General features: G+C 67.9%; 29 protein-coding genes. 15 read left to right on the forward strand and 14 right to left on the reverse strand.

All coding sequences use genetic code 11. The annotated features are described in order from the left end of the window. Positions 1 to 2: 2 nt before the first annotated feature. The 4 genes from BLW75_RS19580 to BLW75_RS19595 all read left to right on the forward strand — a co-directional run bounded on the left by BLW75_RS19580 (position 3) and on the right by BLW75_RS19595 (position 4,104). Positions 3 to 422, forward strand: coding sequence for a succinate dehydrogenase hydrophobic membrane anchor subunit (locus tag BLW75_RS19580; protein WP_034304594.1), 420 nt, complete (start codon positions 3 to 5; stop codon positions 420 to 422). A 31-nt stretch (positions 423 to 453) separates the two neighbouring features. Next, complete coding sequence (gene sdhA / locus BLW75_RS19585; RefSeq protein ID WP_034304590.1) at positions 454 to 2,208, forward strand: succinate dehydrogenase flavoprotein subunit; 1,755 nt, start codon at positions 454 to 456, stop codon at positions 2,206 to 2,208. Beyond that, complete coding sequence (locus BLW75_RS19590; RefSeq protein WP_034304588.1) at positions 2,208 to 2,978, forward strand: succinate dehydrogenase iron-sulfur subunit; 771 nt, start codon at positions 2,208 to 2,210, stop codon at positions 2,976 to 2,978. The genes sdhA and BLW75_RS19590 overlap by 1 nt, the downstream gene beginning before the upstream one ends. Positions 2,979 to 3,069: 91 nt before the next feature. Further along, a complete protein-coding gene (locus BLW75_RS19595; RefSeq protein WP_241783217.1) occupies positions 3,070 to 4,104 on the forward strand; it encodes a hypothetical protein in 1,035 nt (344 codons plus the stop codon). Between the two features lie 53 nt (positions 4,105 to 4,157). Here the strand turns inward: BLW75_RS19595 and BLW75_RS19600 are convergent, their stop codons facing one another. The 3 genes from BLW75_RS19600 to BLW75_RS19610 form a co-directional block, all read right to left on the reverse strand. After that, positions 4,158 to 5,375, reverse strand: a complete 1,218-nt coding sequence (locus tag BLW75_RS19600) for a M14 family zinc carboxypeptidase (protein ID WP_241783216.1) — start codon at positions 5,373 to 5,375, stop codon at positions 4,158 to 4,160. Between the two features lie 132 nt (positions 5,376 to 5,507). Beyond that, positions 5,508 to 6,920, reverse strand: coding sequence for a S8 family peptidase (locus BLW75_RS19605; RefSeq protein ID WP_034304583.1), 1,413 nt, complete (start codon positions 6,918 to 6,920; stop codon positions 5,508 to 5,510). A gap of 79 nt (positions 6,921 to 6,999) precedes the next feature. Beyond that, entirely contained in the window at positions 7,000 to 7,254 is a 255-nt protein-coding gene (locus BLW75_RS19610) for an SCO4848 family membrane protein (protein WP_026467335.1), read from the reverse strand. A gap of 43 nt (positions 7,255 to 7,297) precedes the next feature. Between BLW75_RS19610 and BLW75_RS19615 the strand changes: the two genes are divergently transcribed. Continuing rightward, positions 7,298 to 8,536 (forward strand): D-alanyl-D-alanine carboxypeptidase family protein, encoded by a 1,239-nt coding sequence (locus BLW75_RS19615; RefSeq protein ID WP_034304580.1) that lies wholly within the window; start codon positions 7,298 to 7,300, stop codon positions 8,534 to 8,536. A 2-nt stretch (positions 8,537 to 8,538) separates the two neighbouring features. On the opposite strand, the gene BLW75_RS19620 is transcribed toward BLW75_RS19615, so the two are convergent. Together BLW75_RS19620 and trpS are read right to left on the reverse strand one after the other, a co-directional pair. Beyond that, positions 8,539 to 9,567 carry a YhjD/YihY/BrkB family envelope integrity protein gene (locus BLW75_RS19620; protein ID WP_091597906.1) on the reverse strand — a complete coding sequence of 343 codons (1,029 nt, stop codon included), beginning with the start codon at positions 9,565 to 9,567 and terminating at the stop codon, positions 8,539 to 8,541. Between the two features lie 35 nt (positions 9,568 to 9,602). Next, entirely contained in the window at positions 9,603 to 10,622 is a 1,020-nt protein-coding gene (gene trpS / locus BLW75_RS19625) for a tryptophan--tRNA ligase (protein WP_034304577.1), read from the reverse strand. A gap of 163 nt (positions 10,623 to 10,785) precedes the next feature. On the opposite strand from trpS, the gene BLW75_RS19630 reads away from it, so the two are divergent. Continuing rightward, positions 10,786 to 11,532 carry a S1 family peptidase gene (locus tag BLW75_RS19630; RefSeq protein WP_034304574.1) on the forward strand — a complete coding sequence of 249 codons (747 nt, stop codon included), beginning with the start codon at positions 10,786 to 10,788 and terminating at the stop codon, positions 11,530 to 11,532. Positions 11,533 to 12,049: 517 nt separating this feature from the next. Here the strand turns inward: BLW75_RS19630 and BLW75_RS19640 are convergent. Continuing rightward, entirely contained in the window at positions 12,050 to 12,376 is a 327-nt protein-coding gene (locus BLW75_RS19640; RefSeq protein WP_034304572.1) for a hypothetical protein, read from the reverse strand. A 396-nt stretch (positions 12,377 to 12,772) separates the two neighbouring features. Between BLW75_RS19640 and BLW75_RS19645 the strand changes: the two genes are divergently transcribed. Continuing rightward, positions 12,773 to 13,657: a glycoside hydrolase family 19 protein gene (locus tag BLW75_RS19645; protein WP_034304570.1), complete on the forward strand. Its 885-nt coding sequence runs from the start codon at positions 12,773 to 12,775 to the stop codon at positions 13,655 to 13,657. A gap of 56 nt (positions 13,658 to 13,713) precedes the next feature. On the opposite strand, the gene BLW75_RS19650 is transcribed toward BLW75_RS19645, so the two are convergent. Then, complete coding sequence (locus BLW75_RS19650; RefSeq protein WP_034304568.1) at positions 13,714 to 14,214, reverse strand: MarR family winged helix-turn-helix transcriptional regulator; 501 nt, start codon at positions 14,212 to 14,214, stop codon at positions 13,714 to 13,716. Between the two features lie 65 nt (positions 14,215 to 14,279). Between BLW75_RS19650 and BLW75_RS19655 the strand changes: the two genes are divergently transcribed. Next, complete coding sequence (locus tag BLW75_RS19655) at positions 14,280 to 14,780, forward strand: cupin domain-containing protein (RefSeq protein ID WP_034304566.1); 501 nt, start codon at positions 14,280 to 14,282, stop codon at positions 14,778 to 14,780. On the opposite strand, the gene BLW75_RS42855 is transcribed toward BLW75_RS19655, so the two are convergent. Together BLW75_RS42855 and BLW75_RS19665 are read right to left on the reverse strand one after the other, a co-directional pair. Further along, positions 14,774 to 15,634, reverse strand: a complete 861-nt coding sequence (locus tag BLW75_RS42855; RefSeq protein ID WP_034304563.1) for a hypothetical protein — start codon at positions 15,632 to 15,634, stop codon at positions 14,774 to 14,776. The two genes, BLW75_RS19655 and BLW75_RS42855, sit on opposite strands and share 7 nt — an antisense overlap. A gap of 12 nt (positions 15,635 to 15,646) precedes the next feature. Next, the gene (locus BLW75_RS19665; RefSeq protein WP_034304559.1) at positions 15,647 to 16,453 is read right to left on the reverse strand and encodes an exodeoxyribonuclease III; all 807 of its coding nucleotides are present in this window, start codon (positions 16,451 to 16,453) and stop codon (positions 15,647 to 15,649) included. 45 nt (positions 16,454 to 16,498) lie between these two features. Between BLW75_RS19665 and BLW75_RS19670 the strand changes: the two genes are divergently transcribed. Beyond that, positions 16,499 to 17,242 carry an MBL fold metallo-hydrolase gene (locus tag BLW75_RS19670; RefSeq protein ID WP_034304557.1) on the forward strand — a complete coding sequence of 248 codons (744 nt, stop codon included), beginning with the start codon at positions 16,499 to 16,501 and terminating at the stop codon, positions 17,240 to 17,242. 106 nt (positions 17,243 to 17,348) lie between these two features. Here the strand turns inward: BLW75_RS19670 and BLW75_RS19675 are convergent, their stop codons facing one another. Then, positions 17,349 to 17,654 carry a hypothetical protein gene (locus tag BLW75_RS19675; protein WP_091597909.1) on the reverse strand — a complete coding sequence of 102 codons (306 nt, stop codon included), beginning with the start codon at positions 17,652 to 17,654 and terminating at the stop codon, positions 17,349 to 17,351. 185 nt (positions 17,655 to 17,839) lie between these two features. Beyond that, on the reverse strand, positions 17,840 to 19,063 hold the full coding sequence (locus BLW75_RS19680) for an NADP-dependent isocitrate dehydrogenase (RefSeq protein ID WP_034304555.1): 1,224 nt from the start codon (positions 19,061 to 19,063) through the stop codon (positions 17,840 to 17,842). A gap of 239 nt (positions 19,064 to 19,302) precedes the next feature. On the opposite strand from BLW75_RS19680, the gene BLW75_RS19685 reads away from it, so the two are divergent. From BLW75_RS19685 to BLW75_RS19695, 3 genes are all read left to right on the forward strand, one after another. Beyond that, entirely contained in the window at positions 19,303 to 19,815 is a 513-nt protein-coding gene (locus BLW75_RS19685) for a hypothetical protein (protein ID WP_241783214.1), read from the forward strand. Positions 19,816 to 19,898: 83 nt separating this feature from the next. After that, complete coding sequence (locus tag BLW75_RS19690; protein WP_034304549.1) at positions 19,899 to 20,483, forward strand: hypothetical protein; 585 nt, start codon at positions 19,899 to 19,901, stop codon at positions 20,481 to 20,483. 21 nt (positions 20,484 to 20,504) lie between these two features. Beyond that, positions 20,505 to 21,500, forward strand: a complete 996-nt coding sequence (locus BLW75_RS19695; RefSeq protein ID WP_034304547.1) for a DUF2203 family protein — start codon at positions 20,505 to 20,507, stop codon at positions 21,498 to 21,500. Positions 21,501 to 21,503: 3 nt separating this feature from the next. Here the strand turns inward: BLW75_RS19695 and BLW75_RS19700 are convergent, their stop codons facing one another. Together BLW75_RS19700 and BLW75_RS19705 are read right to left on the reverse strand one after the other, a co-directional pair. Continuing rightward, complete coding sequence (locus BLW75_RS19700; protein ID WP_034304544.1) at positions 21,504 to 22,358, reverse strand: alpha/beta fold hydrolase; 855 nt, start codon at positions 22,356 to 22,358, stop codon at positions 21,504 to 21,506. 108 nt (positions 22,359 to 22,466) lie between these two features. Further along, a complete protein-coding gene (locus BLW75_RS19705) occupies positions 22,467 to 22,901 on the reverse strand; it encodes an Lrp/AsnC family transcriptional regulator (protein WP_241783211.1) in 435 nt (144 codons plus the stop codon). A gap of 115 nt (positions 22,902 to 23,016) precedes the next feature. Between BLW75_RS19705 and BLW75_RS19710 the strand changes: the two genes are divergently transcribed. Beyond that, positions 23,017 to 23,856 carry an NAD-dependent epimerase/dehydratase family protein gene (locus BLW75_RS19710; RefSeq protein WP_034305033.1) on the forward strand — a complete coding sequence of 280 codons (840 nt, stop codon included), beginning with the start codon at positions 23,017 to 23,019 and terminating at the stop codon, positions 23,854 to 23,856. 5 nt (positions 23,857 to 23,861) lie between these two features. Beyond that, complete coding sequence (locus BLW75_RS19715) at positions 23,862 to 24,686, forward strand: aldo/keto reductase (RefSeq protein WP_034304542.1); 825 nt, start codon at positions 23,862 to 23,864, stop codon at positions 24,684 to 24,686. Here BLW75_RS19715 and BLW75_RS19720 read toward each other — a convergent pair whose 3' ends face one another. After that, positions 24,687 to 25,301 carry a LysE/ArgO family amino acid transporter gene (locus BLW75_RS19720; protein WP_034304540.1) on the reverse strand — a complete coding sequence of 205 codons (615 nt, stop codon included), beginning with the start codon at positions 25,299 to 25,301 and terminating at the stop codon, positions 24,687 to 24,689. A gap of 66 nt (positions 25,302 to 25,367) precedes the next feature. Between BLW75_RS19720 and BLW75_RS19725 the strand changes: the two genes are divergently transcribed. Then, complete coding sequence (locus BLW75_RS19725) at positions 25,368 to 26,246, forward strand: LysR family transcriptional regulator ArgP (protein ID WP_034304536.1); 879 nt, start codon at positions 25,368 to 25,370, stop codon at positions 26,244 to 26,246. Positions 26,247 to 26,267 lie beyond the last annotated feature (21 nt).

Raw genomic sequence — 26,267 nt, forward strand, 5'->3', positions numbered from 1 at the left:
CCATGGCAACCGAAGTTCTCGCACTCGACAAGCCGCGTTCGCCGAAGCGCCCGGCCGCCCGCCGCAGCAACTTCGAGCTCTACAGCTGGCTGTTCATGCGCATCTCGGGCCTCGCCCTGATCGTGCTGGTGCTCGGCCACCTGTTCATCATGAACATCCTCGACGGCGGCGTGCACCGCATCAACTGGGGCTTCGTCGCCGGCCGCTGGGCCTCGCCGTTCTGGCAGTTCTGGGACCTGTCGATGCTCTGGCTCGCCGAGATCCACGGCGGCAACGGGCTCCGGACGATCATCGACGACTACGCCCGCAAGGACAGCACCCGGTTCTGGCTGAAGATCGTGCTCTACGTCTCGATGGTGCTGATCCTCGCCGTCGGCACGATGGTGATCTTCACCTTCGATCCCGGTATCTCGGCCAACTGACGCCCACCACACGTTAAGCGGAGTCATCCCTATGCAGTTCCACAAGTACGACGTGGTGATCGTCGGCGCCGGTGGCGCCGGCATGCGCGCGGCCATCGAATCCGGCCAGCGTGCCCGCACCGCGGTCCTCACCAAGCTCTACCCGACGCGTTCGCACACCGGCGCCGCCCAGGGCGGCATGTGCGCCGCGCTGGCGAACGTCGAAGAGGACAACTGGGAGTGGCACACCTTCGACACGATCAAGGGCGGCGACTACCTGGTCGACCAGGACGCCGCCGAGATCATGGCGAAGGAAGCCATCGACGCGGTCCTCGACCTCGAGAAGATGGGCTTGCCGTTCAACCGGACGCCCGAAGGCAAGATCGACCAGCGCCGCTTCGGCGGGCACACCCGTGACCACGGCAAGGCCGCGGTGCGCCGCGCCTGTTACGCCGCGGACCGCACCGGGCACATGATCCTGCAGACGCTGTACCAGAACTGCGTCAAGCACGGCACGGAGTTCTTCAACGAGTTCTACGTGCTCGACCTGGTCCTGACCCCGGACGAGAACGGCAACCCGGCCGCTTCCGGCGTCGTCGCCTACGAGCTGGCGACCGGCGAGCTGCACGTCTTCCAGGCGAAGTCGATCGTGTTCGCCACCGGTGGCGCGGGCAAGATCTTCAAGACGACGTCGAACGCCCACACCCTGACCGGTGACGGCCTCGGCATCATCTTCCGCAAGGGCCTGCCACTGGAGGACATGGAGTTCTTCCAGTTCCACCCGACAGGTCTGGCCGGGCTCGGCATCCTCATCTCCGAGGCCGTGCGCGGTGAAGGCGGCATCCTCCGCAACGCCGACGGCGAGCGGTTCATGGAGCGCTACGCCCCCACCATCAAGGACCTCGCGCCGCGTGACATCGTCGCCCGGTCGATGGTGCAGGAAGTGCTGCAGGGCCGCGGTTGCGGGCCGAACAAGGACTACGTCGTCCTCGACGTCACGCACATCCCGGAAGAGACGCTGAACGCGAAGCTCCCGGACATCATGGAGTTCTCGCGGACGTACCTGGGCGTCGACCCGGTCACCGAGCCGGTGCCCGTGTTCCCGACCTGCCACTACGTGATGGGCGGAATCCCGACCAACGTCCACGGCGAAGCGTTGCGGGACAACGAGAACGTCATCCCCGGCCTGTACGCCGCGGGCGAGGTGGCGTGCGTGTCCGTGCACGGCTCGAACCGGCTCGGCACCAACTCGCTGCTCGACATCAACGTGTTCGGCCGTCGCGCCGGCATCGCGGCCGCCGAGTACGCGCTGGCGCACGAGCACATCGAGCTGCCGGAGAACCCGACCAAGGTCGTCGAGGACCAGCTCGCGCTGCTGCTTTCGGAGCACGGTGACGAGCGCGTCGCCGACATCCGCACCGAGCTGCAGCGGACGATGGACTCGCACGCTTCGGTGTACCGCACGGAGGACACGCTCAAGCAGGCGCTGACCGACGTGCAGGCGCTGAAGGAGCGGTACAGCCGGATCACCGTGACGGACAAGGGGAAGCGGTACAACACCGACGTCCTCGAAGCCGTCGAGCTGGGCTTCCTGCTCGAACTGGCCGAGGTCCTCGTCGTCGGCGCCTTGGCGCGCAAGGAATCCCGCGGCGGGCACGCGCGCGAGGACTACCCGAACCGCGACGACACGAACTTCATGCGGCACACCATGGCCTACAAGGAGGGCGAAGGTCTCACCGCCGACGTCCGCCTGGACTACAAGCCGGTGACCTTCACCCGCTACGAACCGATGGAGCGGAAGTACTGATGACCACGGCAACCCCCGAGAAGTCGGAGGCCGTGTCCTCCGACCACACGCCGATCACCGTCACGCTGAAGATCCTCCGGTTCAATCCCGAGATCGACACCGAGCCGCACTGGGAGTCCTACGACGTCCCCGCGCAGCGCACCGACCGGCTGCTGAACCTGCTCTTCTACGTGAAGGACTACATCGACGGGACGTTCTCGTTCCGGCGCTCGTGCGCGCACGGCGTCTGCGGTTCCGACGCGATGCAGATCAACGGCATCAACCGGCTGGCGTGCAAGGTCCTGATGAAGGACCTGCTGGAGACCAACGGCAAGAAGACGACCATCACCATCGCGCCGATCAAGGGCCTGACGACGCTCAAGGACCTTTACGTCGACATGGACCCGTTCTTCGAGGCGTACAAGGCTGTGAAGCCGTACCTGATCGCCTACGGGAACGAGCCCACGCGCGAGCGGATCCAGTCGCAGGCCGACCGCGACCGGTTCGACGACACGACCAAGTGCATCCTGTGCGCCTGCTGCACGTCCTCGTGCCCGGTGTACTGGAACGACGGCTCGTACTTCGGCCCGGCGGCGATCGTCAACGCGCACCGGTTCATCTTCGACTCGCGTGACGAAGGCGCCGAAGAGCGTCTGGACATCCTGAACGACTCCGAGGGTGTCTGGCGCTGCCGGACGACGTTCAACTGCACCGACGCGTGCCCGCGTGGCATCCAGGTCACGAAGGCCATCCAGGAAGTCAAACGCGCCCTGCTGTTCAAGCGCGTCTAGACCGCTTTGCGCGTGAAGGCCCCCTTCCCTCGACTGAGCCGGGGGAAGGGGGCCTTCACGCGCATCAGGAGAGTTATCCACAGGGAGCGAGTTGTCCACAGGCTCGGGTAAAGGGGCTGGCGCGATCGGTGACGCTGCGCTCATCCTGAGCTTCATGGTCAACAGGGGGAGATGGGCTCAGCATCCCGAACTGCTGCTGGCAAGAAGCCGCAATGGCGTCATTCGAGTCGCCGACCTCGAGTCGGAGGACATAAGCAGCAGCACGATCTACGCGCGCTGTCTACCGGGCGGCCCCTGGCAACGTCCGCTACCGGGGATCGTGCTCTTGCACAACACACAACCAAGACCCGAAGAACTGATCACCGCCGCACTGCTGTACGGCGGTGCCAAGAGCATGCTCACCGGCGTCGCCGCCTGCCGTCTGCACGGATTACGCCCTGGGGCGCTCCCCGCAGGCGACGACCTGCACATGCTCATCCCTCATCAACGAAAGGTCCGCAGCACCGGCTTCGTCACCATGGAGCGCACACTCCGGTTCCCGGAACCGAAGATGATCGGGGAGGTACCAACGGCGCCTCTGGTACGCGCGACCACAGATGCCGTCCGGCGGCTTCGTGAATCCGGCCCGGTGGAAGAAGTACTGATCGAAGCGGTGCAAAGTGGCCGCTGCTCACCGTCTGAGCTCCTGCGGGAGCTCAATCACGGTACTCAACGAGGAACGGCAATCCCACGCCGGCTGCTTTCAAGCTGGATCGATATCCGTTCGATGGCCGAATCCCGAGCGCGCGCGCTCAGCCTTCGTCTACCCTCGCCACCGAGCCATTGGAACTGCAAGGTCTTCGATCAGCGTGGCAAATACCTGGGACGCCCGGACGCCTGGTGGGACGACATTGGCCTCGCTTGGGAAATCGACTCGTTCGATTTCCACTTCAGGCGGTCCGACTACTCACGAACGTTGAGCAGGAACACGCGCTACACCGCCGCGGGCATCCTCGTCGTGCAGACACTTCCATCCCGGCTCCGAGACGATCCGGTCGGCGTAGTCGGTGAACTGGTCGCCGCACACGAGGTCGCTTCGGCTCGCACACGTCCCGCAGTCCACGTTGCCGGTGCCGACGCCGCGTGAGGGCCCCCTTCCCTCGGCTGAGCCGAGGGAAGGGGGCCTTCACGCGACAGCCGCTACTCCAGGATCCGCGCCAGGGCGGCGGAGTCGGCGGTACCCGGCAGCCGGTCGAAGGCCTCCGGGTCGATGTACCCGACCGCACCCGTGCTCACGTCCCGCAGCATGTTGTAAAGCCCAGCCATCACCGCGCGCGTGAAGCGCTCCCGGTGTTGCTGCCCGAGCGTCTGCGTCTGCCCGCGCACCTCGAACAGCACCGTCCCCGTCCCGTTCAGCGCGAACGAGCACCGCGCCTGCCCCGGCAGATCCCGGTCCGGCGCGTGCGGATACCGCGCCCCGACGAACCCGCGCGACGTCATCCCGTTGAACGCGCTGATCGCCAGCTGCCGCGATTCGTCCTTTGTGTACACATCGCGGTACTTCGCGTACTTCTGGCCTGGCTCGAAGAACTTGTCGGGCAACGGCGGGTAGTCGATGCCGACGTCGAGCAGCCGGTTGCTGCCTTCCTGCCGGACGCAGGCGCCTTGATGGTGCAGATCGACGTAGACGTCGGGCACCTTCCCCCGCGAAGCGGTCAGCTCCAGGTACACCGAACGCAGCGCCCGCGCCTCGGGCGTGATGAACCAGCCCGGCTGATCCGGCGCGCCCGGGACGTCCTCGGCGCGCGGGACGTAGCTCAGCTCGGGATTGAAGTCGCGGTTGACGTCGAATCCAGGCCGCTTGCGGTAGTCGTCGCCCTGGAGGACGTCGCTGAGGTAGTTCCAGGTGGGCGGCCGGTCCTTCAGCTGGGGGAACTTCCGCTGCACCTCGGCCCACGACAGGTCGTTGCCGCGCCGGTCGAGTTCGGCGCCGTCCGGGTTCAGTTTCGGCACCGCGACGAAGGTGATGGTCTTCCGCAGCCGCTCGGCGTCCCGCGACTCCGACGTGCCGAGGTAGTCGAGGATGCGCAGCAGGGCGTCGGTGCCGGTCTTCTCGTTCCCGTGGATCTCGCTGGAGACCACGAACACCTTCGGCCCGGTCCCGACGGTCGCCTGGTGGATCACCCGGCCGCGGTTGGACCGCCCGACTTCCTTGACCTTCACCCGCCCTTGGCTCACCCGTTCGAGTCGCCCGAGCTCCCGCACCATCTCGCGATAGTCGGTGAACTCGTTGATGGGCAGCTCCCGCGGCTCTTCGCTGCAGGGCGCCACCGGAGCCGCCACCGCCGCGGGCGCGCTGACGAGCGGGAGCATCGCCAGCCCCACCACCACGGGAACCAATCGACCGGACAACGACATCGTGAACTCCCCACTGTCGAAGGTGCTCACAACGTAGCGAGAAGGACCCCGATCGCGAATCCGGCGAAAGTTCCCGAAAACGAAACCGGGGCCGGCCCACGAACGTGGACCGGCCCCGGCGATCGCGCGAAACTACTTCACCGCGTCCAGGGCGTTGACGCGGCCGTGGCCGTAGTACGAGTTGTCCTTCGCCGGGCCTTCACAGACCGGCGCCGCGGTGCCGCAGGGGATCGTGTCCGCCTGGTGCTCCAGCAGCCAGGTCAGCACCCGCGGCGAAGCGTGGCGGTAGCGGGACGCCAGCAGCGCGGCGACACCGGCGGCGTGCGGGGACGCCATCGAGGTGCCGCACTTGGCGCCGTAGCCGCCGTTGAAGATGGTCGACAGCGGGCAACCCACCCCCTCGCCCGTGGGCGGAAGCTGGGCGCGGTCGCCGCCGGGGGCGGTGACCGAAACGTCGTCACCGTAGTTGCTGTACGAAGACTTCGTGCCCGCGTAGCCGATGGCCGAGACGTTGACGACGCCGTCGATGGCCTTGGGCAGGATGCCGCAGCTCGTGTCGACCGGGTGCGGGCGGTTCGGGTCGGTGGTCTGCTTGTCCGGGTCGAAACCGCTGTTGCCGGCGGCGGCGACGTTCAGCACGCCACGGCCGGTCGAGTAGGTCACCGCGCGGCGGACGGCTTCGAACGCGGCCGCGTCGCCCGGCTCCTTCGAGCAGTAGAACATGCCCGGGTCGATGTAGTAGCTGTTGTTCGTGACCGGGAAGCGGTGCTTCGCCGCCCACATGAACCCGCACACCGCGGCCTCGGGGAGGATCAGGCCGTCGTCGTTCACGACCTTCACCGACGCCAGCTTGACGCCGGGCGCCACGCCCGTGAAGCCGCGCGCGGCGTCCTTGCCCGCGATCGTGCCGGCGACGTGCGTGCCGTGGTCGGAGTTCGTGGGCGCCCAGGCGGCGGGCGTGGTGTCGGGCGCGCCGCTGTTGCAGCCTGCCGACACCTTCGGGTCGAGGGCCGCCTTCAGTGCGGGGTGGGTGGGCTCGATGCCCGAGTCCAGCACGCCGACGGTCACCGAGCGGCTGCCACCGGAGATCTTGTTCGCCTCGGGAGCCTGGATCGCCCGCATGTCCCATTGCTGGGCCGACAGGTCCTCTTCGACGGCGACGCTGGTGGTCTCTTCGTTCTCCTTGGTGTCGACCACGGCGGAGCGCGTCGAGCGGGTGGAGGCCGCCGGCGGGAACGCGACGTCACGGCCACCCGAGTAGGCGCGGAAGACACCGATCTTCGCCTGGAAGTCGGCGTTGCGCGAGGTCGCCACCGCGACCCCGATCTCCGGGTAGTACGCGACCTTCTCGCCACACTTGGCGCGCAGCTCGTTGTCGACCTTGCGCTCCGGGGTGCGCGGGTCGTAGAGCACCACGTAGTTGAACGGGGCGCTCGCGGTGTCGCACTGCGGCGCGGGCGCGGCGCTCGCCGACGGGGCCGCGAACACGCTTCCCGCCGCCGCCGCGACGAGCGCGGGGACGAGCAGGCGTCTGATCCGGGACATTCCACCTCCATGATTCGGTGGAGTGAACGTAAGCGAGCCGGACCCTGCCCAACACCGTCAAAAGGACGACAAAACCCGATCAGGCGTCAGCCTTCTCCGCGTCCCGTGACTTGGCGCCACGAAGCGTGCGCAGACCGATGAGCCCGATGATGGTGCCGAGCACGAACGAGACGACCGTCAGCACCGCGTGCACGATGAAGTAGGCCGTCGGCGAGCCGTCCGCGGCCCAGGCGCGGTCACTGTCCCAGAGGTTCTTGGCGAAGGTGATCCAGATGATCCACGACCACACGCCGAAACCCAGCAGGAACATCGAAGTACCTCGCGAAATGCGCATGCCCCTGAGTATGCAGCGAGCCCGGCGGCGCTACATTGCTCGGGTGCACAGCGCTATCTCCCGGTTGCTCCTGGTCCTCGTTTCCGGTGTGCTCGCCCTCGCGGTGACGCCGGTGGCCACAGCCGCCCCGAAGCCACCAGCCCAGGCGCAGCCGTGCGCGAACAAGGTCACGCCTCCCCCGCCCGTCGACACCTCCGAGAAACCGCGCCCCGGCGAGGCCGCTCCGACGCCGCTGCCGGTGCCGCCGGTTCCGGTGGGCGGCGACCGGATGGCCGAATGCGGGCTCGTGCTCCCGAAGCGCGCGCTGAACCCGCCCGAGGGGAACACCTCCGCGTCATGGGTGCTGCAGGACCTCGAAACCGGTGACGTCATCGCGGCGAAGGATCCGCACGCCCGCCAGCGGCCGGCGTCGCTGATCAAGGTCCTGCTCGGGCTGGTCGTGGTCACCGAACTCCCGCCCGCCAAGATCGTCGTGCCGACCAAGGAGGACGCCGAGCAGGAGTGCACCTGCATGGGCATCGCCGCCGGTGGTCAGTACACAGTGGACCAGCTGCTGCACGGACTGCTGATGCACTCGGGCAACGACGCGGCGCACGCGCTCTCCACCGTGCTCGGCGGCCTGGACGCGACACTCGCGAAGATGAACGCGCTGGCCACCCGCATCGGCGCCACGGACACCCGGGCCGCCACACCGTCCGGGCTCGACGGCCCCGGCATGTCGACCTCCGCCTACGACATGAGCCTGATCTTCCACTACGCGATGAAGAACCCCGAATTCGCCAAGGTGGTCAAGACCAAGAGCTTCGAAGTCCCGGCCACCGCGGGGAAACCGGTCGTCACGATCTACAACGACAACAAGCTCCTCGGCAGCTACCCCGGGTTCACCGGCGGGAAGACCGGCTTCACCGACGACGCGCGCCACACCTACGCCGGCAGCGCCGTCCGGAACGGTCACCGGATCGGGGTCGTGATGCTGCGCGCCGAGCAGCGCCCGACCAGGGTCACCGAACAGGCCGCGAAGCTTCTCGACTACGGCATCGCGCTGCGCGAGTCCGAGGCCGAATCGGTGGGGCGCATCGAATACCGGTCACCGGAAGCCGTGAACGCGGATCCGGCCAACGCCGCGCCGAACACCGACGGCGCGGCGAACAGCGGAGCCGCGGCCGCGGCCGAAGACCCGTTCGGCGTGACGGGCTGGATCATCACGCTGGTCGTCTTCCTGATCATCGTGGCGTCGTTCGTCATCGGCCACCAGCGCAAGAAGGCCATGGCAAGCGAATAACGTCAGGACCTGCGGCGGCCGAGCCAGCCCAGCAGCGCGCCGGTCGCGAAAGCCCCGCCGACGGCGCCGAGTCCCGGCCCCTGCTGGACGGTCACCCGCGGGTGGATCAGCACCGGGGCGGGCGGCTCGATGACCGTCTTCAGGTTCTCCTTCGCCGTCGCCGTCCACGCGGTGACGAACAGCAAGAACCGCGAAACGAGGTTCGCGAACACGAGCAGGCCGATCACCGGGCCGAACAAGGTGAACGCCGGTGATTTCGTGACGCTGCCGAGGTAAAGGGTCGCAGCCTGCTGGAGCACGATGAACCCGACCGCGGCGAAGATCGCGCCCTTGACCGCGCTGCGCAGCGCGACGTGCTCACGAGGCAGCCTCGCGATGACCCACAGGAAGACCAGGGTGTTCGCGAGCAGGCCGAGCAGGATCGTCGCGACCTTCAGCAGGAACACGGCCCAGCCCTGGTTCTCGAGACCGACCAGTTCGAGCAGGAACCGCCCGACGCCGCTGCCCGCCGCGGTGAGGCCGAACGAGATCACCAGCGCTAGACCGAGCCCCACGAGGGACAGCAGGTCCTTGATCGTCGTCGACACCAACGGCAGCTGCTGCTTTTCCTGGCCCCACTGGGCGGTCAGCGCGTCACGCAGGTTGGTCATCCAGCCGACGCCCGAATACAGCGCCAGCAGCAGGCCGAACACCCCGATCCCGCCGCCGGAGTCCAGCGCCGCCTTGATGATGCTGCCGACGAGATCGCTCAGCCCCTCCGGGACCGACTTCTTGATGCCGTCGACGAGCTGGTTCGTCACCACCTGGTCGCCGGCGAGCACGATCTTGAGGATCGCGAAGGCGACCATCAGGATCGGGATCACCGACAGCACGCTGAAGTAGGTGATGGCGGCGGCATAGTGATTGCCGTAGCGCTCGGTGAAGGCGTCGTTCGCCCGGATGAGGTGATCGAGCCAGCCGTACTTCCGCCTCAGGCGCGGTAACAGCTTGTCCTGTTCCGGCTTCGCGCCGTCATCATTCGCCACCGTCAAACGCTAACCACACAGCGACGACATCGCAGCGCGAATCAGCCCGCCGGGGGAAGGAACCCGATGTTCTCGTAGACGTTCCGCAACGTCACCGAAGCGACCTCCCTGGCCCGTTGCGCACCGAGCGCCAAGGCCTTGTCGAGTTCGGCGACGTCGTCCAGATAGGACTGGACGCGCTCCTGCACCGGCGTGACCCAGTCGACGAATGCCTCCGCGACGCCCTTCTTCAGGTCGCCGTAACCCTTGCCCTCGTAGGAGTTCTCGAGTTCGGCGACCGGCTGATCGGTCAGGGCGGAGAGGATCGTCAGCAGGTTCGAAACACCCGGCTTGTTCTCGGCGTCGAAGACGATCTCGCGGCCGGTGTCCGTGACCGCCGAGCGCACCTTCTTCGCCGACTTCTTCGGGTCTTCGAGCAGCTCGATGAGGCCGTTGCCGGTCGACGAGGATTTGCTCATCTTCGCGGTCGGGTCCTGCAGGTCGTAGATCTTCGCCGTGTCCTTGACGATATGCGGCTCCGGCACGGTGAACGTCTTGCCGTAGCGGTTGTTGAACCGCTGCGCGAGGTTGCGCGTCAGCTCCAGGTGCTGCCGCTGGTCCTCGCCGACAGGGACCTCGTTCGCCTGGTACAGCAGGATGTCGGCGGCCTGCAGGACCGGGTACGTGAACAGGCCGACACTGGCGCGATCGGTGCCCTGCTTCGCGGCCTTGTCCTTGAACTGCGTCATCCGGCTCGCTTCGCCGAAGCCGGTCTGGCACTCCAGCACCCAGCCCAGCTGGGCGTGCTCGGGCACGTGGCTCTGGACGAACAGTGCGCTTCGGGCCGGGTCGACCCCGAGCGCGAGCAGCTGCGCCGCCGAGCGGCGGGTGCGGTCGAGCAGCACCTTCGGATCCTGCTCGACGGTGATCGCGTGCAGGTCGACGACCATGTAGAAGGTGTCGTGGGTGTCCTGCAGGCGAACCCACTGCCGCAGCGCGCCCAGGTAGTTGCCGAGGTGGAACGAGTCGGCGGTCGGCTGGATCCCGGAGAGCACGCGCGGGCGCTTCTGTTCGTCGGACACGCCCGGATTCTCTCAGGCCACGCCACGGCGGGTCACTCGGCCTCGCCCCGGCCGAACGGTCTAAACGGTTAAACGCCACATACTTCCGACGGTTCTGGCCAGGGTGCCCGATTCCTAGCGTTCATGGCACCGGATCTTCCGGCCACACCGAAGGAGAACCCAGATGAAGGCACGATCCCTACTGATGGGCTTGGCCATGGCGGCCGCGGCCGTCTTCTCGCTTTCCGGCGTCGCGGCTGCGGCCGAGCCCACCGGAGGCGTCCAGCCGAACATCGTCGGCGGCGGTAACGCGACCCAGGTCTACTCGTTCATGGTGTCCCAGCAGTCGAGCTCCGGCGGCCACCAGTGTGGTGGCTCACTGATCAGCTCGACCTGGGTGGTCACCGCGGCGCACTGCGGCACGCCGTACCAGGTGCGCGTCGGCACCACGAACCGCACCAGCGGCGGCACCGTCGCCCGCGTGGCCCAGCGCATCGCCCACCCGAGCGCCGACCTGGCGCTGCTGCGCCTCTCGACGGCGGTGTCGCAGGCGCCGGTCACGATCGCCGCTTCGTCCGGGGCCGTTGGCACCGCGACGCGGATCATCGGCTGGGGCCAGACCTGCCCCGTCCGCGGTGGTTGTGGCGCCCCGATCAACCTCCAGGAACTGAACACCTCGATCGTCGCCGACACCCGGTGCAGCGGTATCAACGCCGCCAGCGAGATCTGCACCAACAACCCCAACGGCAACTCGGGTGCCTGCTACGGCGACTCGGGCGGCCCGCAGGTCAAGCAGGTCAGCGGTGTCTGGCAGCTGGTCGGCGCGACCAGCCGCGCCGGGAACAACAGCAGCACCTGCGCGACCGGGCCGTCGATCTACGTGGACGTCCCCTACTTCCGTAGCTGGATCCGCACCAACTCCGGCGTCTGATCCGGTTCCCGCGTCGCCCCACCGTCCCCGGGGGCGACGCGGGCCCAGCCGGTTCAGCAAGGAACCGTGCGGAAGTTCGAAGAGCCGCTCCAGCAGCGCGACCGCCTTCAGGGAGTCGCACCGCTCGGGGCGGCTTCTTCCGGTCCGCCAGTAGCTCAAGGTCGCGACGCTGACCCGGACGCCCTCCAGGGCCAGCCGGTGCCGGATCCGGTCGAGGCCGAGGCCGCTGTCCGTGATCGCCCGGTCCAGGGCGCGGGGGAAGGGGTCACCGGGCCGGCTGCGACGCCGTGTCACCGTCATGGACCCGAGCGTGGCGATCAGCGAGCGGCTAAACAATCCGGGCCGGACTAGGTGTACCTACCCAAAAATCCGCCGACCTGCGTTTAGCCCCCTGATCGCGATCCGGGCGTGCGTCTGCGACCGACCTGCGTTCAGCGGGCTAAACGCGATCCGCCAGCCCACGGGCACCCACCTGCGTTTAGCCCCCTAATCGCGCTCCGGGGCCGGGAGGCGCAGGTCAGGGACGCTGCGGGCGGGTGAGGACGTCATCCGCGAGCACGGCCTCGGCCATCGCGGCGACGTGCGGGATGGCGGGCTGCGCCGGGGCGGGAGCGGGGGCGACAGCGGCCGCGCGCGCCTTCCGGCGCTGGCGGAACACGCCGAAGGCCATCCCGACGATGCCGAGCGCGACGGCGATCAAGCCGACCGGGCCCAGAAGACCGAACGCCATCTCCGACCGCGACGTCGTGTCCGCGGCCGATGCCGGCACCGCGCCCGCGACGAGCAGCGCGACCGGGATCGCGACGACCACCGCGGCCCTTGCCGCGGGCATGGCCGATCGCATCAGGAGATGAACTGGGTTCCGCACCGGAGTGCCTCCCGTGACGTGACTTTGCCGAACCGGAACGCTAACCCGAACGAGTGAGCATTTCCAGGATGCTGGTCAAAAAACTACCGAGCGTGTCAAGACCTGTGGGTTCTGATCAACTCGGGGCACGAGAGTAGCCCCTCACAGGGGGGATGTTTCGAGCACCCCTCTTCTCAGAGTTGCCGTGCTCAAGATCGGTTTCTGACAAAACCGGACAGGGTTAGACCATTCGACTGTCACACGCGGCCTAACAGGCAGTATCCGGCTTTCCCCGGTTGGTTTCTTGTCCGCAATGGTCTATACCTGTTGACCATACCCCTAAAAGGTATAGACCAATCCCCTGCATGGTCCCCTCGTACGAAGGAGCCACCGATGTCTCTTCGACGTATTCTCGCGGCGGTCGCCGCCACCTTCGCCGCCACCACGGCCGCCGTGGTCGTCCCGGCCCAATCCGCCTCCGCCGCGGACTGCGTGGCGCCGTGGAACGCCAGCTCGGTCTACTGGGGCGGCAACACCGCCTCCCACAACGGGCACAACTGGTCCGCGAAGTGGTGGACGCAGAACGAAACCCCTGGTAGCGCGCAGGTGTGGGCCGACCAGGGTGCCTGCGGCGGCACCACCAACCCGCCGAACCCGTCCGGCTTCGTGGTCAGCGAGGCCCAGTTCAATCAGATGTTCCCGAGCCGGAACCCCTTCTACACCTACAACGGCCTGGTCACCGCCCTGAGCGCGTACCCGGCCTTCGCGGGTACGGGCAGCGACACCGTGAAGAAGCAGGAAGCGGCGGCCTTCCTGGCGAACGTCAGCCATGAGACCGGCGGCCTCGTCCACATCGTCGAACAGAACGAGGCCAACTACCCGCACTACTGCGACACGAGCCAGTCCTACGGCTGCCCCGCGGGCAACGCCGCGTACTACGGCCGCGGCCCGATCCAGCTGAGCTGGAACTTCAACTACAAGGCCGCCGGCGACGCGCTGGGCCTGCCGCTGCTGACCAACCCGTGGCTGGTGCAGAACGACGCGGCCGTCGCCTGGAAGACCGGCATCTGGTACTGGATGACCCAGAACGGTCCCGGCACGATGACCCCGCACAACGCGATGGTCAACAGCCGCGGCTTCGGCGAGACCATCCGCAGCATCAATGGCAGCATCGAGTGCAACGGCGGCAACCCGGCCCAGGTACAGAGCCGCGTGAACAAGTACCAGCAGTTCACGGGAATCCTCGGCGTGAGCCCGGGCGGCAACCTGTACTGCTGATCCGCCCAAAGCACTGAAGGGGCCCTTCGCCGCACGTTACGCGGTGAAGGGCCCCTTCAGCTTTCGAGGGATGTCAGCAGCCGCCGCAACGACGCGTCCAGGACGCCGAGATCCTCACCGAGCGGCGAGAGCAGCTTCGCGACGTTCTCCGTGTGCTCGGTCATGGCGGCGTCGACGACTTCGAAACCATGCTCGGTGAGCGTGACCCGGAAGCTCCGCCGGTCTTCGGGATCCAGCGCCCGTTCGACCAGCCCCGCCGACTCGAGCCGGTCGATCCTGCTGGTCATCCCGGCCCTGGACATCATCAGCGTCGCGGAAAGCTCAGACGGGATCAGCGTGTACGGCTTCCCGGATCGCCTGAGCGCCGCGAGCACGTCGAACTCCCCCTGCTTCAAGCCGTGCTTCGCGAATACGGCTTCCACCATGGGCGTGGTCAGCATCGCCACGCGGCCGAGGCGCCCGGCGACCCCGATCGCGGTCAGGTCCAGGTCCGGCCGTTCGCGCCGCCACGCGCCGACGACCGCGTCGATCGCGTCCGTGTTTCGTTCTTCGCTCACGGGCGCAGTCTATTCGACAGGAGATAGTTTGACAGCGAACTATTAGGGGTGGAACTATCGCGGTTATGACACAGCGCATCGAAGCCCGTGAACCCGTCCTCGTCCGCGCCACCGAAGCCGAGACCGTCGGCGCCGCCCCCGCCCTCGTCACCCTGCTCGCCGACGTCTCGACCACAGGCGGGGTCCTGAGCAGCGCGCGAACACGGTTAGGCGTCGGCGCCGATGGAGCCGCGCCGCACTATCACACCGGCTCCTCCGAGATGTTCTTCATGCTCGGCGGAAGGCTGGAAGTCCTTGTGGGGAAAGAAATCGTCACCGTCTTCGAAGGTGACATGCTGGTCGTCCCACCACTGATCACCCACGCTTTCCGCGCGGCCGTGGACTCGTCGGCGGACGTGCTGATCGTGTTCATCCCCGGCGTGGAACGGTTCGACTACTTCCGTCTGCTGGAGAAGGTCGGGCACGGCGAGGCGACCGTCCAGGATCTCTTGGACAGTCAGGAAAAGTTCGACAACCACTTCGTCGAAAGTCCAGTGTGGACGGAGAGCGCGAAGTCCCGTCAGTAACCGCGCGGCGGATACCCCGGCGGCGGATACCCGGGCTGCGGGTACTGCGGTGGCGGATAGTGCGGCGGCGGATACCCCTGATGCTGCGGCGGATACGGCTGCCGGCCGTACTGCGGCGGAGGCGGGTACTGCTGCGGATAGCCCGGATTCTGCGGCGGATACGGCTGGTGCGGGTACTGGGGCTGCGGCGGAGGCGGCGGCGCGGCGGGCTGACCGCCGCCGAGATGGAACGGCAGCAGCGAAACCAGCTGCGCGAGACGCCCCAGCGTCGAAAGCACGTCATCCGGCTTGGTCCGGCCGAAGGTCGGATTCTCGACGTAGACCAGTTCCGCGCCGACCAGCGACCAGGTGTGCAGCTTCAAGGACCGCATCGTGGCGGCGACCTGTGGTGTCAGCACGCCGACCGCGATGTTCGGGTCGGTGTCGATCAGCTTGTACCAGCGGTTGAACTTCCGGTCCGCGGTCGCGGGCTCCGGATACTGCTCGACGTCCCAGGCGGACTCGATGCTCGACACGATCTGGAAGTTCGGCATCGGCGCGGGCAGGCTGACGGCCCAGACCGTGTCGATCGAGATCGTGTCGAGCTCGTTGACCTTCTTGTTGGTCCACCGCGTGTGCACGCTCGTGACCGTCGGGCGGCGGTGGTAGTCGAAGACGCTGAATCGCAGTCCTTGATACATACCGCTCAGCGCGCCGAACGCCATCCGCTTGTCGCCGCGCTGGTTGAACGGCAGCACCGTCCACCGTTCCAGCATGTTCGGCGCGTCCGGGCTGAACTCCCACCCGTACTGGCCGGACATCGCGTAGCGCTCGGCGTTCGTCGCCTCGATACGCCTGGCTTCATTCGTCTCCATGACCGGACCAGGCTATCCGGAGTAGGTCGCCGTCACCGGCGCGTGGTCGGACCAGCGCCGGTCGTAGGACTCGGCGCGCTCGACCACGACGGAGGTGCACCGCTCGGCCAGACCGGGGGTGGCGATCTGGCAGTCGATGCGCCAGCCGGTGTCGTTGTCGAACGCCTTCCCGCGGTACGACCACCAGGTGTACGGGCCGGGGCCTTCCGGGTCGAGCTTGCGCTGCACGTCGACGTAGCCGGCCTCGCTGAACACGCGGCCGAGCCATTCCCGCTCCTCCGGCAGGAAGCCCGAGCTCTTCTGGTTCCCGCGCCAGTTCTTCAGGTCGATCTTGTCGTAGGCGATGTTCCAGTCCCCCACGACGACGACCTCACGGCCGCCGGCCTCGGCCTTGGCACGCAGGTCGACGAGGTACGGCAGGAACGCCGTCATGAAGCGCTCCTTTTCGTCCTGACGCGGGGTCCCGACGTCGCCGCTGGGCAGGTACAGGCTCGCGACCACGACGTTCGGCAGGTGGATCTCGGCGTAGCGGCCGCTGTCTTCGAATTCGGGCTCGCCGAAACCGATGCGGACCTCCTCCGGCTCCGCCCGGCTGAAGAGCATGACGCCGTTGCGACCCTTCTGCGCCGACGGCGCGTGCACCACGTGCCAGCCTTCGGGCGCGGCGGCACCGGCCGGGAGCTCCTTGAGCTCGGCCCGGACCTCCTGGCAGGCGACGACATCGGCCTTCGTCGAGCCCAGCCACTCGACGAAGCCCTTTTTCGCGGCGGCACGAAGGCCGTTGACATTCACAGTGGAGACGGTCAGCACCCTTCGCACGCTACCCGGGGGGTCCGACAGAATCGGCACTGGGAGACTGCGCGCATGAGCGAGCTGACCGTGCTGGGCAGCTGCGGCGCCTGGCCGGAACCCGGCCGGGCCTGTGCCGGCTTCCTCCTGGTGCACGAGGATTTCAAAGTCGTGCTCGACCTCGGCTACGGCGCCGCGTCACGACTGTTCGAACACTGCCCGGACGGCCGGGTCGACGCGGTGGTGGTGACGCACGAACATCCCGATCACTGCGCCGACGTGAGCGCGCTCGGCCGGGCGCGTGCCTACGGGCTGCCGGACGAGCCGAGGATCCCGCTGCACTGCACGCCGGGCACGGTGCGCCGACTCGAAGCGCTGGAGCCGCGACCGCATCCGACGACGATCTTCGACGTGCGGGAGCTCGGGCCGCCGCGCGAGGTCGGGCCGTTCCGGATGACGACGTTCCTGCTTCCGCACCATGTGCCGAACTACGGAGTCCGCCTGACCGCGCCCGGGCTCACCGTCGCCTACACCGGTGACAGCGGGCCGAGCCCGATCCTCGCGGAACTGGCGCGCGACGCCGACCTTCTCATCGCCGACGCCACCCTTCAGGGACCGCCGCCCGACGAGACGCCGCGTCTGGTGTCGACGGCGGGCGAGGCCGGGTACTGGGCCGAGCGCGGCGGTGCCCGGCGGCTGCTGCTGACCCACTTCTGGCCCGGTTCCGACCGCGCGATCTCGATGGCCGAAGCGCGGGAGGCGTTCAGCGGCGAGGTGCTGGCGGCCGAGGAAGGCACCCACCTGCATTTAGCCCCCTAATCGCGATCCCGCAGGTCAGAGCACCCCACCTGCGTTTCGCCCCCTAAACGCGATCCCGCAGGTCAGAGCCCACCTGCGTTTCGCGGGCTAACCGCGAAGCCGCAGGTCACGGGCCGCATTTCGCGCCTTCGACCGGGGTCGTGAACTCGGCGGAGACCCACTTGCCCTCGGCGACCTTGCGGAAGCCGTTCTCGACCACCGGCTGCGCGTCGATCTTCGCGTCCTTGACGTACTTGCCGACGATCTTCTGCCCGCCGGGGGCGTCGCGCGCGTTGAGCACGTCGGCCGTCACCACGACCTGGCAACCGGTCGGGCTCGACGCGCTCGACTCCCTGTCCTGTCCCGAGATGGCGACGACGACGATCAGCGCCAGTCCACCGCCGACGAACAAGACCGGTTTCGAGATGGCCATGGTGGTCACTCCTCGAACAAGGGAATCGTTTTCTGTCCGGTCCAGAGTGGCAGAAGCCGGGGCGGCCGCCCAGATCCCGGATCGCCAACCACCCGGAGGCGCCAACGCGGATCGGTCCCGGGCTACCCACCGTCACAACGCGAAAAGGCCCCCTTCCACCTGGGAAGGGGGCCTTCAAGCGAAACTCAGCCCTGGGCGATCTTCTTGGCCAGGTTGGCGTCCAGCGTCGCGAGGAACTCCTCGGTCGTCTGGAAGGCCTGGTCCTTGCTGATCAGCAGCGCGAGGTCCTTGGTCATCTTGCCGCTCTCGACGGTCTCGACGACGACCTGCTCCAGCTTGTTCGCGAACCCGATCAGCTCCGGGTTCGAGTCCAGCTTGCCGCGGTGCTCGAGGCCCCGGGTCCACGCGTAGATGGACGCGATCGGGTTGGTCGAGGTCGGCTTGCCCTGCTGGTGCTGGCGGTAGTGCCGGGTCACGGTGCCGTGCGCGGCCTCGGCCTCGACGGTCTTGCCGTCCGGGGTGCGCAGCACCGACGTCATCAGGCCCAGCGAGCCGAAGCCCTGCGCGACCGTGTCGGACTGGACGTCCCCGTCGTAGTTCTTGCAGGCCCAGACGTAGCCGCCCTCCCACTTCATCGCCGCGGCGACCATGTCGTCGATCAGGCGGTGCTCGTAGGAGATGCCCTTGGCGTCGAAGTCGGCCTTGAACTCGGCCTGGTAGATCTCCTCGAACACGTCCTTGAACATGCCGTCGTAGGCCTTGAGGATGGTGTTCTTGGTCGACATGTAGACCGGGTACTCACGGTCGAGGCCGTACTGCAGCGAGGCGCGCGCGAAGTCCTCGATGGACTTGCGGTAGTTGTACATGCCCATGGCGACGCCGCCGCCCTCGGGGAACTTCGCGACCTCGAACTCCATCGGCTCGGAGCCGTCGTCCGGGGTGTAGCTGATGGTCAGCGTGCCGGGACCGGGGACCTTGAAGTTGGTCGCCTTGTACTGGTCGCCGTGCGCGTGACGGCCGATGATGATCGGCTTGGTCCAGCCGGGCACCAGACGCGGGATGTTCTGGATGACGATCGGCTCGCGGAAGATCACACCGCCGAGGATGTTGCGGATCGTGCCGTTGGGCGAGAGCCACATCTTCTTCAGGCCGAACTCTTCGACGCGCGCCTCGTCCGGCGTGATCGTGGCGCACTTGACGCCGACGCCGTGCTTCTTGATCGCGTTGGCCGAGTCGACGGTGACCTGGTCGTCGGTGCGGTCCCGCTCCTCGATACCCAGGTCGTAGTACTCCAGGTTCACGTCCAGGTACGGGTGGATCAGCCTGTCCTTGATGAACTGCCAAATGATGCGGGTCATCTCATCGCCGTCGAGCTCGACGACGGTGCCCTGGACCTTGATCTTGGCCATGAGCAGCGGTGCTCCTTCCGCGGATCTTCGCGTTCTACTTCAGTCTCTCCGGTAGCGGTACAAGCGTACTGCTTAACGGTCCTGGATGGTTCCAGTAGTGGTCGGTATCAAGTCTCCACGAGGCGGTTGTGACCGACGTCACCCGGTCGGACGACGGCCATCCGGCCGTCACGGAACCGCGCGGGCCGCGACATCATCGAACAGCACTCCTCTGCCGGCCCACCGGAAAGGGCGGTCCCATGACGAACAACCCCTACGCCGTGCCCCCGTACGAGCAGACTCAGGCCCCGGAGCCTTACGGCGCCCAGCCTAGGCAAGCGAGCCGGGCCGTGCCGCGCGTGCTCAGCGGGCTCGGCGGTGTCCTCCTGACGCCGGTCGCCCTCGGCCTGGTGATCTACGGCGGCGCACAGCTGCAGCGCAGTCTCTCGCAGTTCCTGTCCGTCGGCGAAGACCCGCTCAGCCTGTTCTTGCTGATCCTCGGCGGCCTGCTTCTGCTCGGTGTCGCGCTCCTCGGAGCACTGTCCGGGATCGGACCCATGGCGGGCGGAGTGCTGTGGGGTGTGCTGCCGGGGCTGACGTTCCTGCTGAGCCCGCAGGACATCATGCGCCTCTCCTACGACGTGACCGGGGCGAGTCTCGGGGTGGGCTTGGTGACGTGGCTGGTGATGGGCGCCCTGTTCGCGAGCGGATTCCTGCTCATCGGGGCCGGTCTGGTCGGCACCCTCTCGCGGCGCCGCGCGAATCGCGTTTAGGGGGCTGAACGCGATCCGGCGGAGATCGAAGTGAACCGAAGGGGGCCGGCGTCCGTAGTCCGGTGCAGGGAGGTGGCCCGCCCATGTCATCGCACCGGTACGTCGCGGAGTACGACGACGAGGACTACCAGGAGTACGGGGAGTACGAGCAGCCCAAAGATCCGCGAAGGCCATACGAGGACGTCGAGTCGTATGAGCCGTATGAGCCCTTCGACGACGACCTGGTGCCCGAAGACCCGCGCGCGGGCCGAGGCGTGCGTCGCGTACTCAGCGGAGCGGGTGGCCTGATCCTGACGCCGGTCGCCCTCGGCCTGCTGGCCTGGGGCGGCCTGCGGCAGCAGATGCTCGTCCAGGCGACGCTCAGCACCCAGCGTGACGTCCTCAGCATCGGCCTCCTCGTGGGCGGCGGGATCCTGCTGCTGTCGGTCGGGTTGCTCGGCGCGCTCTCGGCGACCGGCCCGATCCTCGGCGGCCTCGTCTGGGGCGTCGCCCCCGGCGTGGTCACGATCGCGGTCCCGGAATGGGGCTTCCGGCTGGTGAAGTACCTGCCGCAGAACGACGTCACCTACGGCGTCACGAGCTGGCTGTTCATCGGCGGCCTGCTCGCGACGGGCTTCCTCCTGATCGGCGCGGGCCTCGCGTCGAGACTCGCCCGGCGGCGCCGCTGAGCGGACTGGGACCATCGGCGCATGGGTTTGTTCACCGTTCCCGAAGCCCGCGCCGAACTCGCCCGGCTACGCCCCGTGCTCGACGAACTGGTCCGGCTCCGCGCCGACGCGGCCGAACTCGCCGCGTCCCTGCGCCCCGGCGGCCGCGAAACCTCGCTCGGCGGGATGCCGGAGTGGAAGGCCGCGCAGGCCCGGCTGGACGACCTGATGACCACCGTCCAGCGGACGGGTGCCGAACTGAAGGGTTTCGCCCCGCTCCTGATCGACTTCCCCGCCGAACTCGACGGCGCCGACGTCCTGCTCTGCTGGCTCGAAGGTGATGCGGAGCTGTCCTGGTATCACCGCGCCGACCTGGGTTTCGCCGGTCGCCGCCGTCTCCCGGATAAGGTCGCGGTCGTGACCGAGGAGATCGCGGCCGGGTTGTTCGACGGCATCGCCGCCCGCTACGACGAAGACACCTTTCACGGCTTGGTCGCCGACGCGCTCGTCGACGGCCTCGGCTGCACGGCACCAGAGCGCGTTCTCGACGTCGCGACGGGGACCGGTGTGGCCGCGTTCGCCGCGCTGCGCCTGGAGCCGGGCGAAGTGCTCGCGATCGACATCTCGCCGGGCATGATCGGCCAGGCCGAGGCGAAGGCGGCGACGCACGATCCCGGGAAACGCATCACCTGGCAGGTCGCTTCCGCGGTTCCGTCGCCGGTGGAGGACGAGGGCGCGGACGCCGTGCTGTGCGCGTCTTCGCTGCACTTCCTCGGCGCGGCCGCGCTCCGCGACTGGCTGCGGGCGCTGCGCCCGGGCGGCAGGGTGGGTTTCAGCCTGCCTCTCGCGTCGGCGTTCCGGCCGTCGGAGGCGTTCGCCGCCATCGTCCCCACCGACCTGAAGCTGCCGGAAACCGAGGACGACGCGGCCGAGCTGGCCTCCGAAGCCGGCTTCACCGACGTGACCGTGAAACGCCTCGACGTCGAGACCGAGGATCGGGTCCGGTCGGTGTTCGTGGTGCACGCGACCAGGCCCTGACGCCTACAGCGGTGCGAAGAACGGCACGCACTTCGGCGCGGGAGCGTTCTCCGGATCGAGCGCCTTGAGGATCAGACTCGTCACGTTCGGGTCGATCGCCTGGCTCAAGTGCCCGGAAACGTCGGCGCCGCAACGGTCCTGCAGCACGATGTCGGTCGCGCCCGGCTCGTCCAGCACGCCGCTGGTGTACGGCGTGACCACTCGATCGTGGCGGCTGACGATGCTCGTGTAGGTCGGCCCCGGCACGGTCACGCCGTCGCGGGCGAGGTCGTCGAGGAACTCGGACGGCGCCAGGTATTCGCGGCACGCCCCGCACACGCCGTCGGCGAGGAGATCGATCCCGGGCAGCGACAGCACGGCCTTGGCCAGCTCGGAAAAGCCGTTGAGCGACGTGCCTTTGAAGTTCGAGCCGAAGCCGACGAAATGCTTCACCTTCTCCGCGCCGCCCTCGAATTTGAGGTAGTACGCGGGCATCGTCGTGCCCTCGGAATGCCCGACGATGTCGACCTTGTCCGCGCCGGTGCTCGCCCGCACGCGGTCGACGAACGCGCCGAGTTCGACGGCGCTCTTCCGCATGGAAGCGAGCCCGCCGAACAACTGTCCACCCAGGACGGTGGCGCCGTAGGTCAGCGAATAGACGCAGTAACCGGCGTCCTTGAGCTTCGGCGCGTGGTGGAACCAGTTGGTCGTCGCGTTGCCGCCGAGGCCGTGCACCAGCACCACGGGCTCGGGATGGCTCGCACTCGGCCGGCACGACCAGTCGTTCCAGCCGCTGGACGGCGCCGCGTTCGCCGCCGCCGGGACGGCGATCGTGAACGTCAAGGCCGCGATCAGCGTGGTGAGGATCCGAGCCCGCATACCCGCCTCCGGTTACTCGTCAGTATGTGATGCGAGTCATCATGCGTCACAAATCCACGACCGGAACCAGGAGAGAGACCAGACTTGTCGACCGGTTCTTGTGATGGATCACAAGGGCAGCAGCACTCGCCGCTCGATCGGGCTGGACATGACGATCGACGTCGTCGTGGCGCCCAGCACGGAAAGGTCCTCCAGCAGCTCTTCCAGATGACCGGTGTCGCGCACGGCGATCTTCAGGATCCAGCAATCCTCGCCCACCACGTGGTGGAGTTCGAGGATCTCCGGCCGGTCCATGATCTTCCGCGTGCGCGGGTGCCGGACGGTGAATCCGCTGTGCGGCGCCATCCGCACGAACGCCCGCAACCCCAGGCCGACCCCGGTGGGCGAAACGAGCGCCGCGTAGCCGGTGATCGTGCCGTCGGCTTCGAGCCGCTTGACGCGCTCGCCGACAGCGGCGGGGCTCAGCGAAACACGCCGCCCGAGCTCGCTCAGGGTGATGCGGCCTTCCTCCTGGAGGAGTTCGAGGAGTCGCCGGTCGATCACGTCCAGTGAACTTTCAGTGAAACCGCGATTGGGCCGAGGTTCTTTCAGCGATTCCGCCATTTCACCCATGTTCTCCCCTTCAATCATCGGGATCGCCACCGTAACACTGGTGGACATGAAGAAAGTGCTCGTTCTCGGCGGAAGCCGGTACTTCGGCCGCGGGGTGGTCGAGCGGCTGCGTGACGCCGGCGCGGACGTCACCGTCCTCAACCGCGGATCCGCGCCTGCTCCCGGCGGCGTCGCACACCTGATCGCCGATCGCGACGACGAAGCCGGCCTGAAGGCCGCACTGGGTTCCCGTTCCTTCGACGTCGTTCTCGACCAGATCTGCTACACGCCGGTCCAGGCGGAGATCGCGCGCCGTGTGCTCCGCACGGAGCGCTACGTCATGACGTCCACGATCGAGGTCTACGACCAGGTGCGGGCGGAGACGCCGATAACCGAATCGCTGGTCTCCCCCGTGCCGGTCGACCTCGGGGCGGCGTCGTACGACTACGGCGAAGGCAAGCGCCAGGCCGAGACGGTCTTCGCGGCGGGAGACACGCCGTTCGCTTCGGTGCGCGTCGCGCACGTCCTCGGCGGCGAGGATTTCACCGGGCGGCTGCGCCATTACGTCGAACGACTGGACGCGGGGGACGCCGTGGACATCCACGCGGAACCGCGCCCGTCGACGTTCATCCACGCGAGGGAGATCGCGAACTTCCTGGCCTGGGCCACGCGCGCGGACTTCACCGGCCCGGTCAACGCGGGTTCGCACGGCGAACTGTCGGTGCTCGATCTCGCCGCCGCCATCAGTACGAGGCCCCGGTTCCGGATCGTCGAGCGAGACGCCTCGCCGTTCTCCTTCGACCGATACGCCGTTCTGGACACCTCTCGCGCGGCCGGCCTCGGCTTCTCCTTCTCCTCCACCACCGCTTGGCTCGGCGAAGCCATCGAAGACGCCAGAAGGGCATGACCCCCATGCGTTACCGCACTATCGGAGACATCGAAGTGAGCGCGATCGGGCTGGGCGCGATGCCGCTGTCGATCGAGGGCCGTCCGGATCGGGACCGCGCGATCGCCACCATCCACGCCGCGCTCGACGCCGGTGTCACGCTGATCGACACGGCCGACTCCTACCACTGGCACGCGGGCGAAATCGGGCACAACGAGGAGCTGATCGCCGAAGCACTCTCCGTCCACAGTGGAGCGGACGCGGTGCTCGTCGCGACCAAGGGCGGTCGCGGCCGTCCCGGTGACGGTTCGTGGACCGTCACCGGAACTCCCGCGCACCTCAGGAATGCCTGCGAGGGCTCGCTGAAACGGCTCGGCGTCGACGCCATCGGGCTCTACCAGCTGCACAAGCCCGACGAGAACGTTCCGTGGGCGGAGTCCGTCGGTGCGATCAAGGAACTGGCCGACGAAGGCAAGATCCGCCTCGCCGGGATCTCCAACGTCTCCCGCGCGCAGATCCTCGAAGCGCGCGACATCCTCGGTGAGATCCTGGTTTCGGTGCAGAACGAGCACGCGCCCGCTCAGCTCGCGCACGAGCCGGAACTGGCCCTGTGCACCGAACTCGGTCTCGCCTACCTGCCATGGGGCCCGCTTCGCGGCATCGACGGGGAATTCCTTGCCGTGGCCGAAGAACTCGGCGTCAGCCCGCAACGGGTGTGCCTGGCCTGGCTCCTCGCGAAATCGCCGTCGATGATCGCGATCCCCGGCTCGACGAGGCCCGCGACCATCCGCGATTCGGCGGCCGCGGCCGATCTGGTACTCACCGCCGAAACGCTGGCCCGCTTGCCGTGATCAGGCGCCGGCCACCAGCGCCACGCCAAGGCCGATCATCGTCGCGGCGACCAGACCGTCCAGCACCCGCCACGACGACGGCTTGCGGAAGAACCCGCTGAGCAGCCGCGCGCCGAATCCGAGCGCGAGGAACCAGAGCACGCTGGCCGACACGGCGCCCACGCCGAACGCCCACCGGTCGCTGCCGTGTCCGGCCGCGATGGCGCCGAGCAGAAGGAGGGTGTCGAGATAGACGTGCGGATTCAGCCAGGTGATCGCCAGCGTGGTCAGCACGATGCGGCGCAACGATCCGCCGGTTTCCGGGCCGCCGGTCTCCAGCTTCGACGGCTTGAACGCGCGCCGGGCGGCGAGGGCGCCGTAGCAAAGCAGGAAGGCGCCGCCGACCAGCGCGACGATGGTCAGCGCTTCGGGTGACGTCCCGACCAGCGCGCCGACCCCGCCGACGCCGAGGCTGACCAGGATGGCGTCGGAGAAGATGCAGATCAGCACCACGACGAGCACGGCTTCGCGCCGGATGCCCTGGCGCAGCACGAAGGCGTTCTGCGCGCCGATCGCGACGATGAGGGCCATGGTGGCGCCGAACCCGGCGACCGCGCTGAACAGAACGTCTCCCATACGACCAACACTAGGAAGCCGCTCGTCAACAGTACAGCTAAAGATTCTTACGTAAGATTAGCGTTCGTGATGACAGATCTGCCCCTCGACCTGGTCCGGACGCTGCTGGTGGTCGCCGACGAAGGCACGTTCGACGCGGCGGCGTCGGCACTGCGCGTGACCCCGTCGGCGATCAGCCAGCGCGTCAAGGCGCTCGAACAGCGCACCGGCCGGGTCCTGCTGATCCGCACGAAACCGGTGCGCCTGACCGAATCCGGGCAGGCGGTGGTGCGGTTCGGTCGTCAGATGGCGCTGCTGGAGGCGGACACCCGGGCCGAACTCGGCCTGACCACCGGTGACGAGCCGGTCCGGCTGACGATCGCGGTGAACGCCGATTCGCTGGCGACCTGGTTCCTGCCCGCCCTCACGAGGGTGCCGCCCGAGCAGAAGATCTGCTTCGAACTGCATCGCGAGGACCAGGACCACACCACGACCCTGCTGCGGGAGGGCCTGGTGATGGCCGCCGTGACGTCGTCACCCGATCCGGTCGCGGGATGTTCGGTGCACCGGCTCGGGCACATGCGCTACCTCGCCGTCGTGAGCCCGGCGCTCGGCACGGACCTCGACCTCGCCGAAGCACCCGTCGTCGTCTTCGACCGCCGCGACGACCTGCAAGACCGCTTCGCCCGCGAGCGCGGCACGATCGCGAGCCGGCTGCGGCACTACGTCCCGTCGTCCGAAGGGTTCTTCGACGCCGTCGCGGCCGGGATGGGCTGGGGCATGGTGCCGCTCGCGCAGATCGGCGACCGGCTGCGCGACGGCAGTTTCGTCTGCCTCGACCCCGACCACCCGATCGACGTACCGCTGTTCTGGCAGCAGTGGAAACTCGACTCCCCCGCGCTGGCGGCGGTCTCGGCCGCCATCACCACGGCGGCCGCGGACCTGCTGGTCGACCCACAAGGATGAAGACGCGCGGATCGGCCCGGT

It is taken from the genome of Amycolatopsis lurida, from assembly GCF_900105055.1.
Lineage (GTDB): Bacteria > Actinomycetota > Actinomycetes > Mycobacteriales > Pseudonocardiaceae > Amycolatopsis > Amycolatopsis lurida.

What these genes read in the sequence shown, in the direction of transcription:
- BLW75_RS19580 (WP_034304594.1), top strand. Translation starts at nt 3, where the DNA reads ATGGCAACCGAAGTTCTCGCACTCGACAAGCCGCGTTCGCCGAAGCGC.
- BLW75_RS19640 (WP_034304572.1), bottom strand. Translation starts at nt 12,376, where the DNA reads ATGCGATCGGCCATGCCCGCGGCAAGGGCCGCGGTGGTCGTCGCGATC.
- BLW75_RS19720 (WP_034304540.1), bottom strand. Translation starts at nt 25,301, where the DNA reads ATGGGAGACGTTCTGTTCAGCGCGGTCGCCGGGTTCGGCGCCACCATG.
- BLW75_RS19710 (WP_034305033.1), top strand. Translation starts at nt 23,017, where the DNA reads ATGAAGAAAGTGCTCGTTCTCGGCGGAAGCCGGTACTTCGGCCGCGGG.
- sdhA (WP_034304590.1), top strand. Translation starts at nt 454, where the DNA reads ATGCAGTTCCACAAGTACGACGTGGTGATCGTCGGCGCCGGTGGCGCC.
- BLW75_RS19680 (WP_034304555.1), bottom strand. Translation starts at nt 19,063, where the DNA reads ATGGCCAAGATCAAGGTCCAGGGCACCGTCGTCGAGCTCGACGGCGAT.
- BLW75_RS42855 (WP_034304563.1), bottom strand. Translation starts at nt 15,634, where the DNA reads ATGGAGACGAATGAAGCCAGGCGTATCGAGGCGACGAACGCCGAGCGC.
- BLW75_RS19685 (WP_241783214.1), top strand. Translation starts at nt 19,303, where the DNA reads ATGACGAACAACCCCTACGCCGTGCCCCCGTACGAGCAGACTCAGGCC.
- BLW75_RS19630 (WP_034304574.1), top strand. Translation starts at nt 10,786, where the DNA reads ATGAAGGCACGATCCCTACTGATGGGCTTGGCCATGGCGGCCGCGGCC.
- BLW75_RS19645 (WP_034304570.1), top strand. Translation starts at nt 12,773, where the DNA reads ATGTCTCTTCGACGTATTCTCGCGGCGGTCGCCGCCACCTTCGCCGCC.
- BLW75_RS19610 (WP_026467335.1), bottom strand. Translation starts at nt 7,254, where the DNA reads ATGCGCATTTCGCGAGGTACTTCGATGTTCCTGCTGGGTTTCGGCGTG.
- BLW75_RS19670 (WP_034304557.1), top strand. Translation starts at nt 16,499, where the DNA reads ATGAGCGAGCTGACCGTGCTGGGCAGCTGCGGCGCCTGGCCGGAACCC.
- BLW75_RS19700 (WP_034304544.1), bottom strand. Translation starts at nt 22,358, where the DNA reads ATGCGGGCTCGGATCCTCACCACGCTGATCGCGGCCTTGACGTTCACG.
- BLW75_RS19600 (WP_241783216.1), bottom strand. Translation starts at nt 5,375, where the DNA reads ATGTCGTTGTCCGGTCGATTGGTTCCCGTGGTGGTGGGGCTGGCGATG.
- BLW75_RS19655 (WP_034304566.1), top strand. Translation starts at nt 14,280, where the DNA reads ATGACACAGCGCATCGAAGCCCGTGAACCCGTCCTCGTCCGCGCCACC.
- BLW75_RS19715 (WP_034304542.1), top strand. Translation starts at nt 23,862, where the DNA reads ATGCGTTACCGCACTATCGGAGACATCGAAGTGAGCGCGATCGGGCTG.
- BLW75_RS19675 (WP_091597909.1), bottom strand. Translation starts at nt 17,654, where the DNA reads ATGGCCATCTCGAAACCGGTCTTGTTCGTCGGCGGTGGACTGGCGCTG.
- BLW75_RS19590 (WP_034304588.1), top strand. Translation starts at nt 2,208, where the DNA reads ATGACCACGGCAACCCCCGAGAAGTCGGAGGCCGTGTCCTCCGACCAC.
- BLW75_RS19690 (WP_034304549.1), top strand. Translation starts at nt 19,899, where the DNA reads ATGTCATCGCACCGGTACGTCGCGGAGTACGACGACGAGGACTACCAG.
- BLW75_RS19695 (WP_034304547.1), top strand. Translation starts at nt 20,505, where the DNA reads ATGGGTTTGTTCACCGTTCCCGAAGCCCGCGCCGAACTCGCCCGGCTA.
- BLW75_RS19605 (WP_034304583.1), bottom strand. Translation starts at nt 6,920, where the DNA reads ATGTCCCGGATCAGACGCCTGCTCGTCCCCGCGCTCGTCGCGGCGGCG.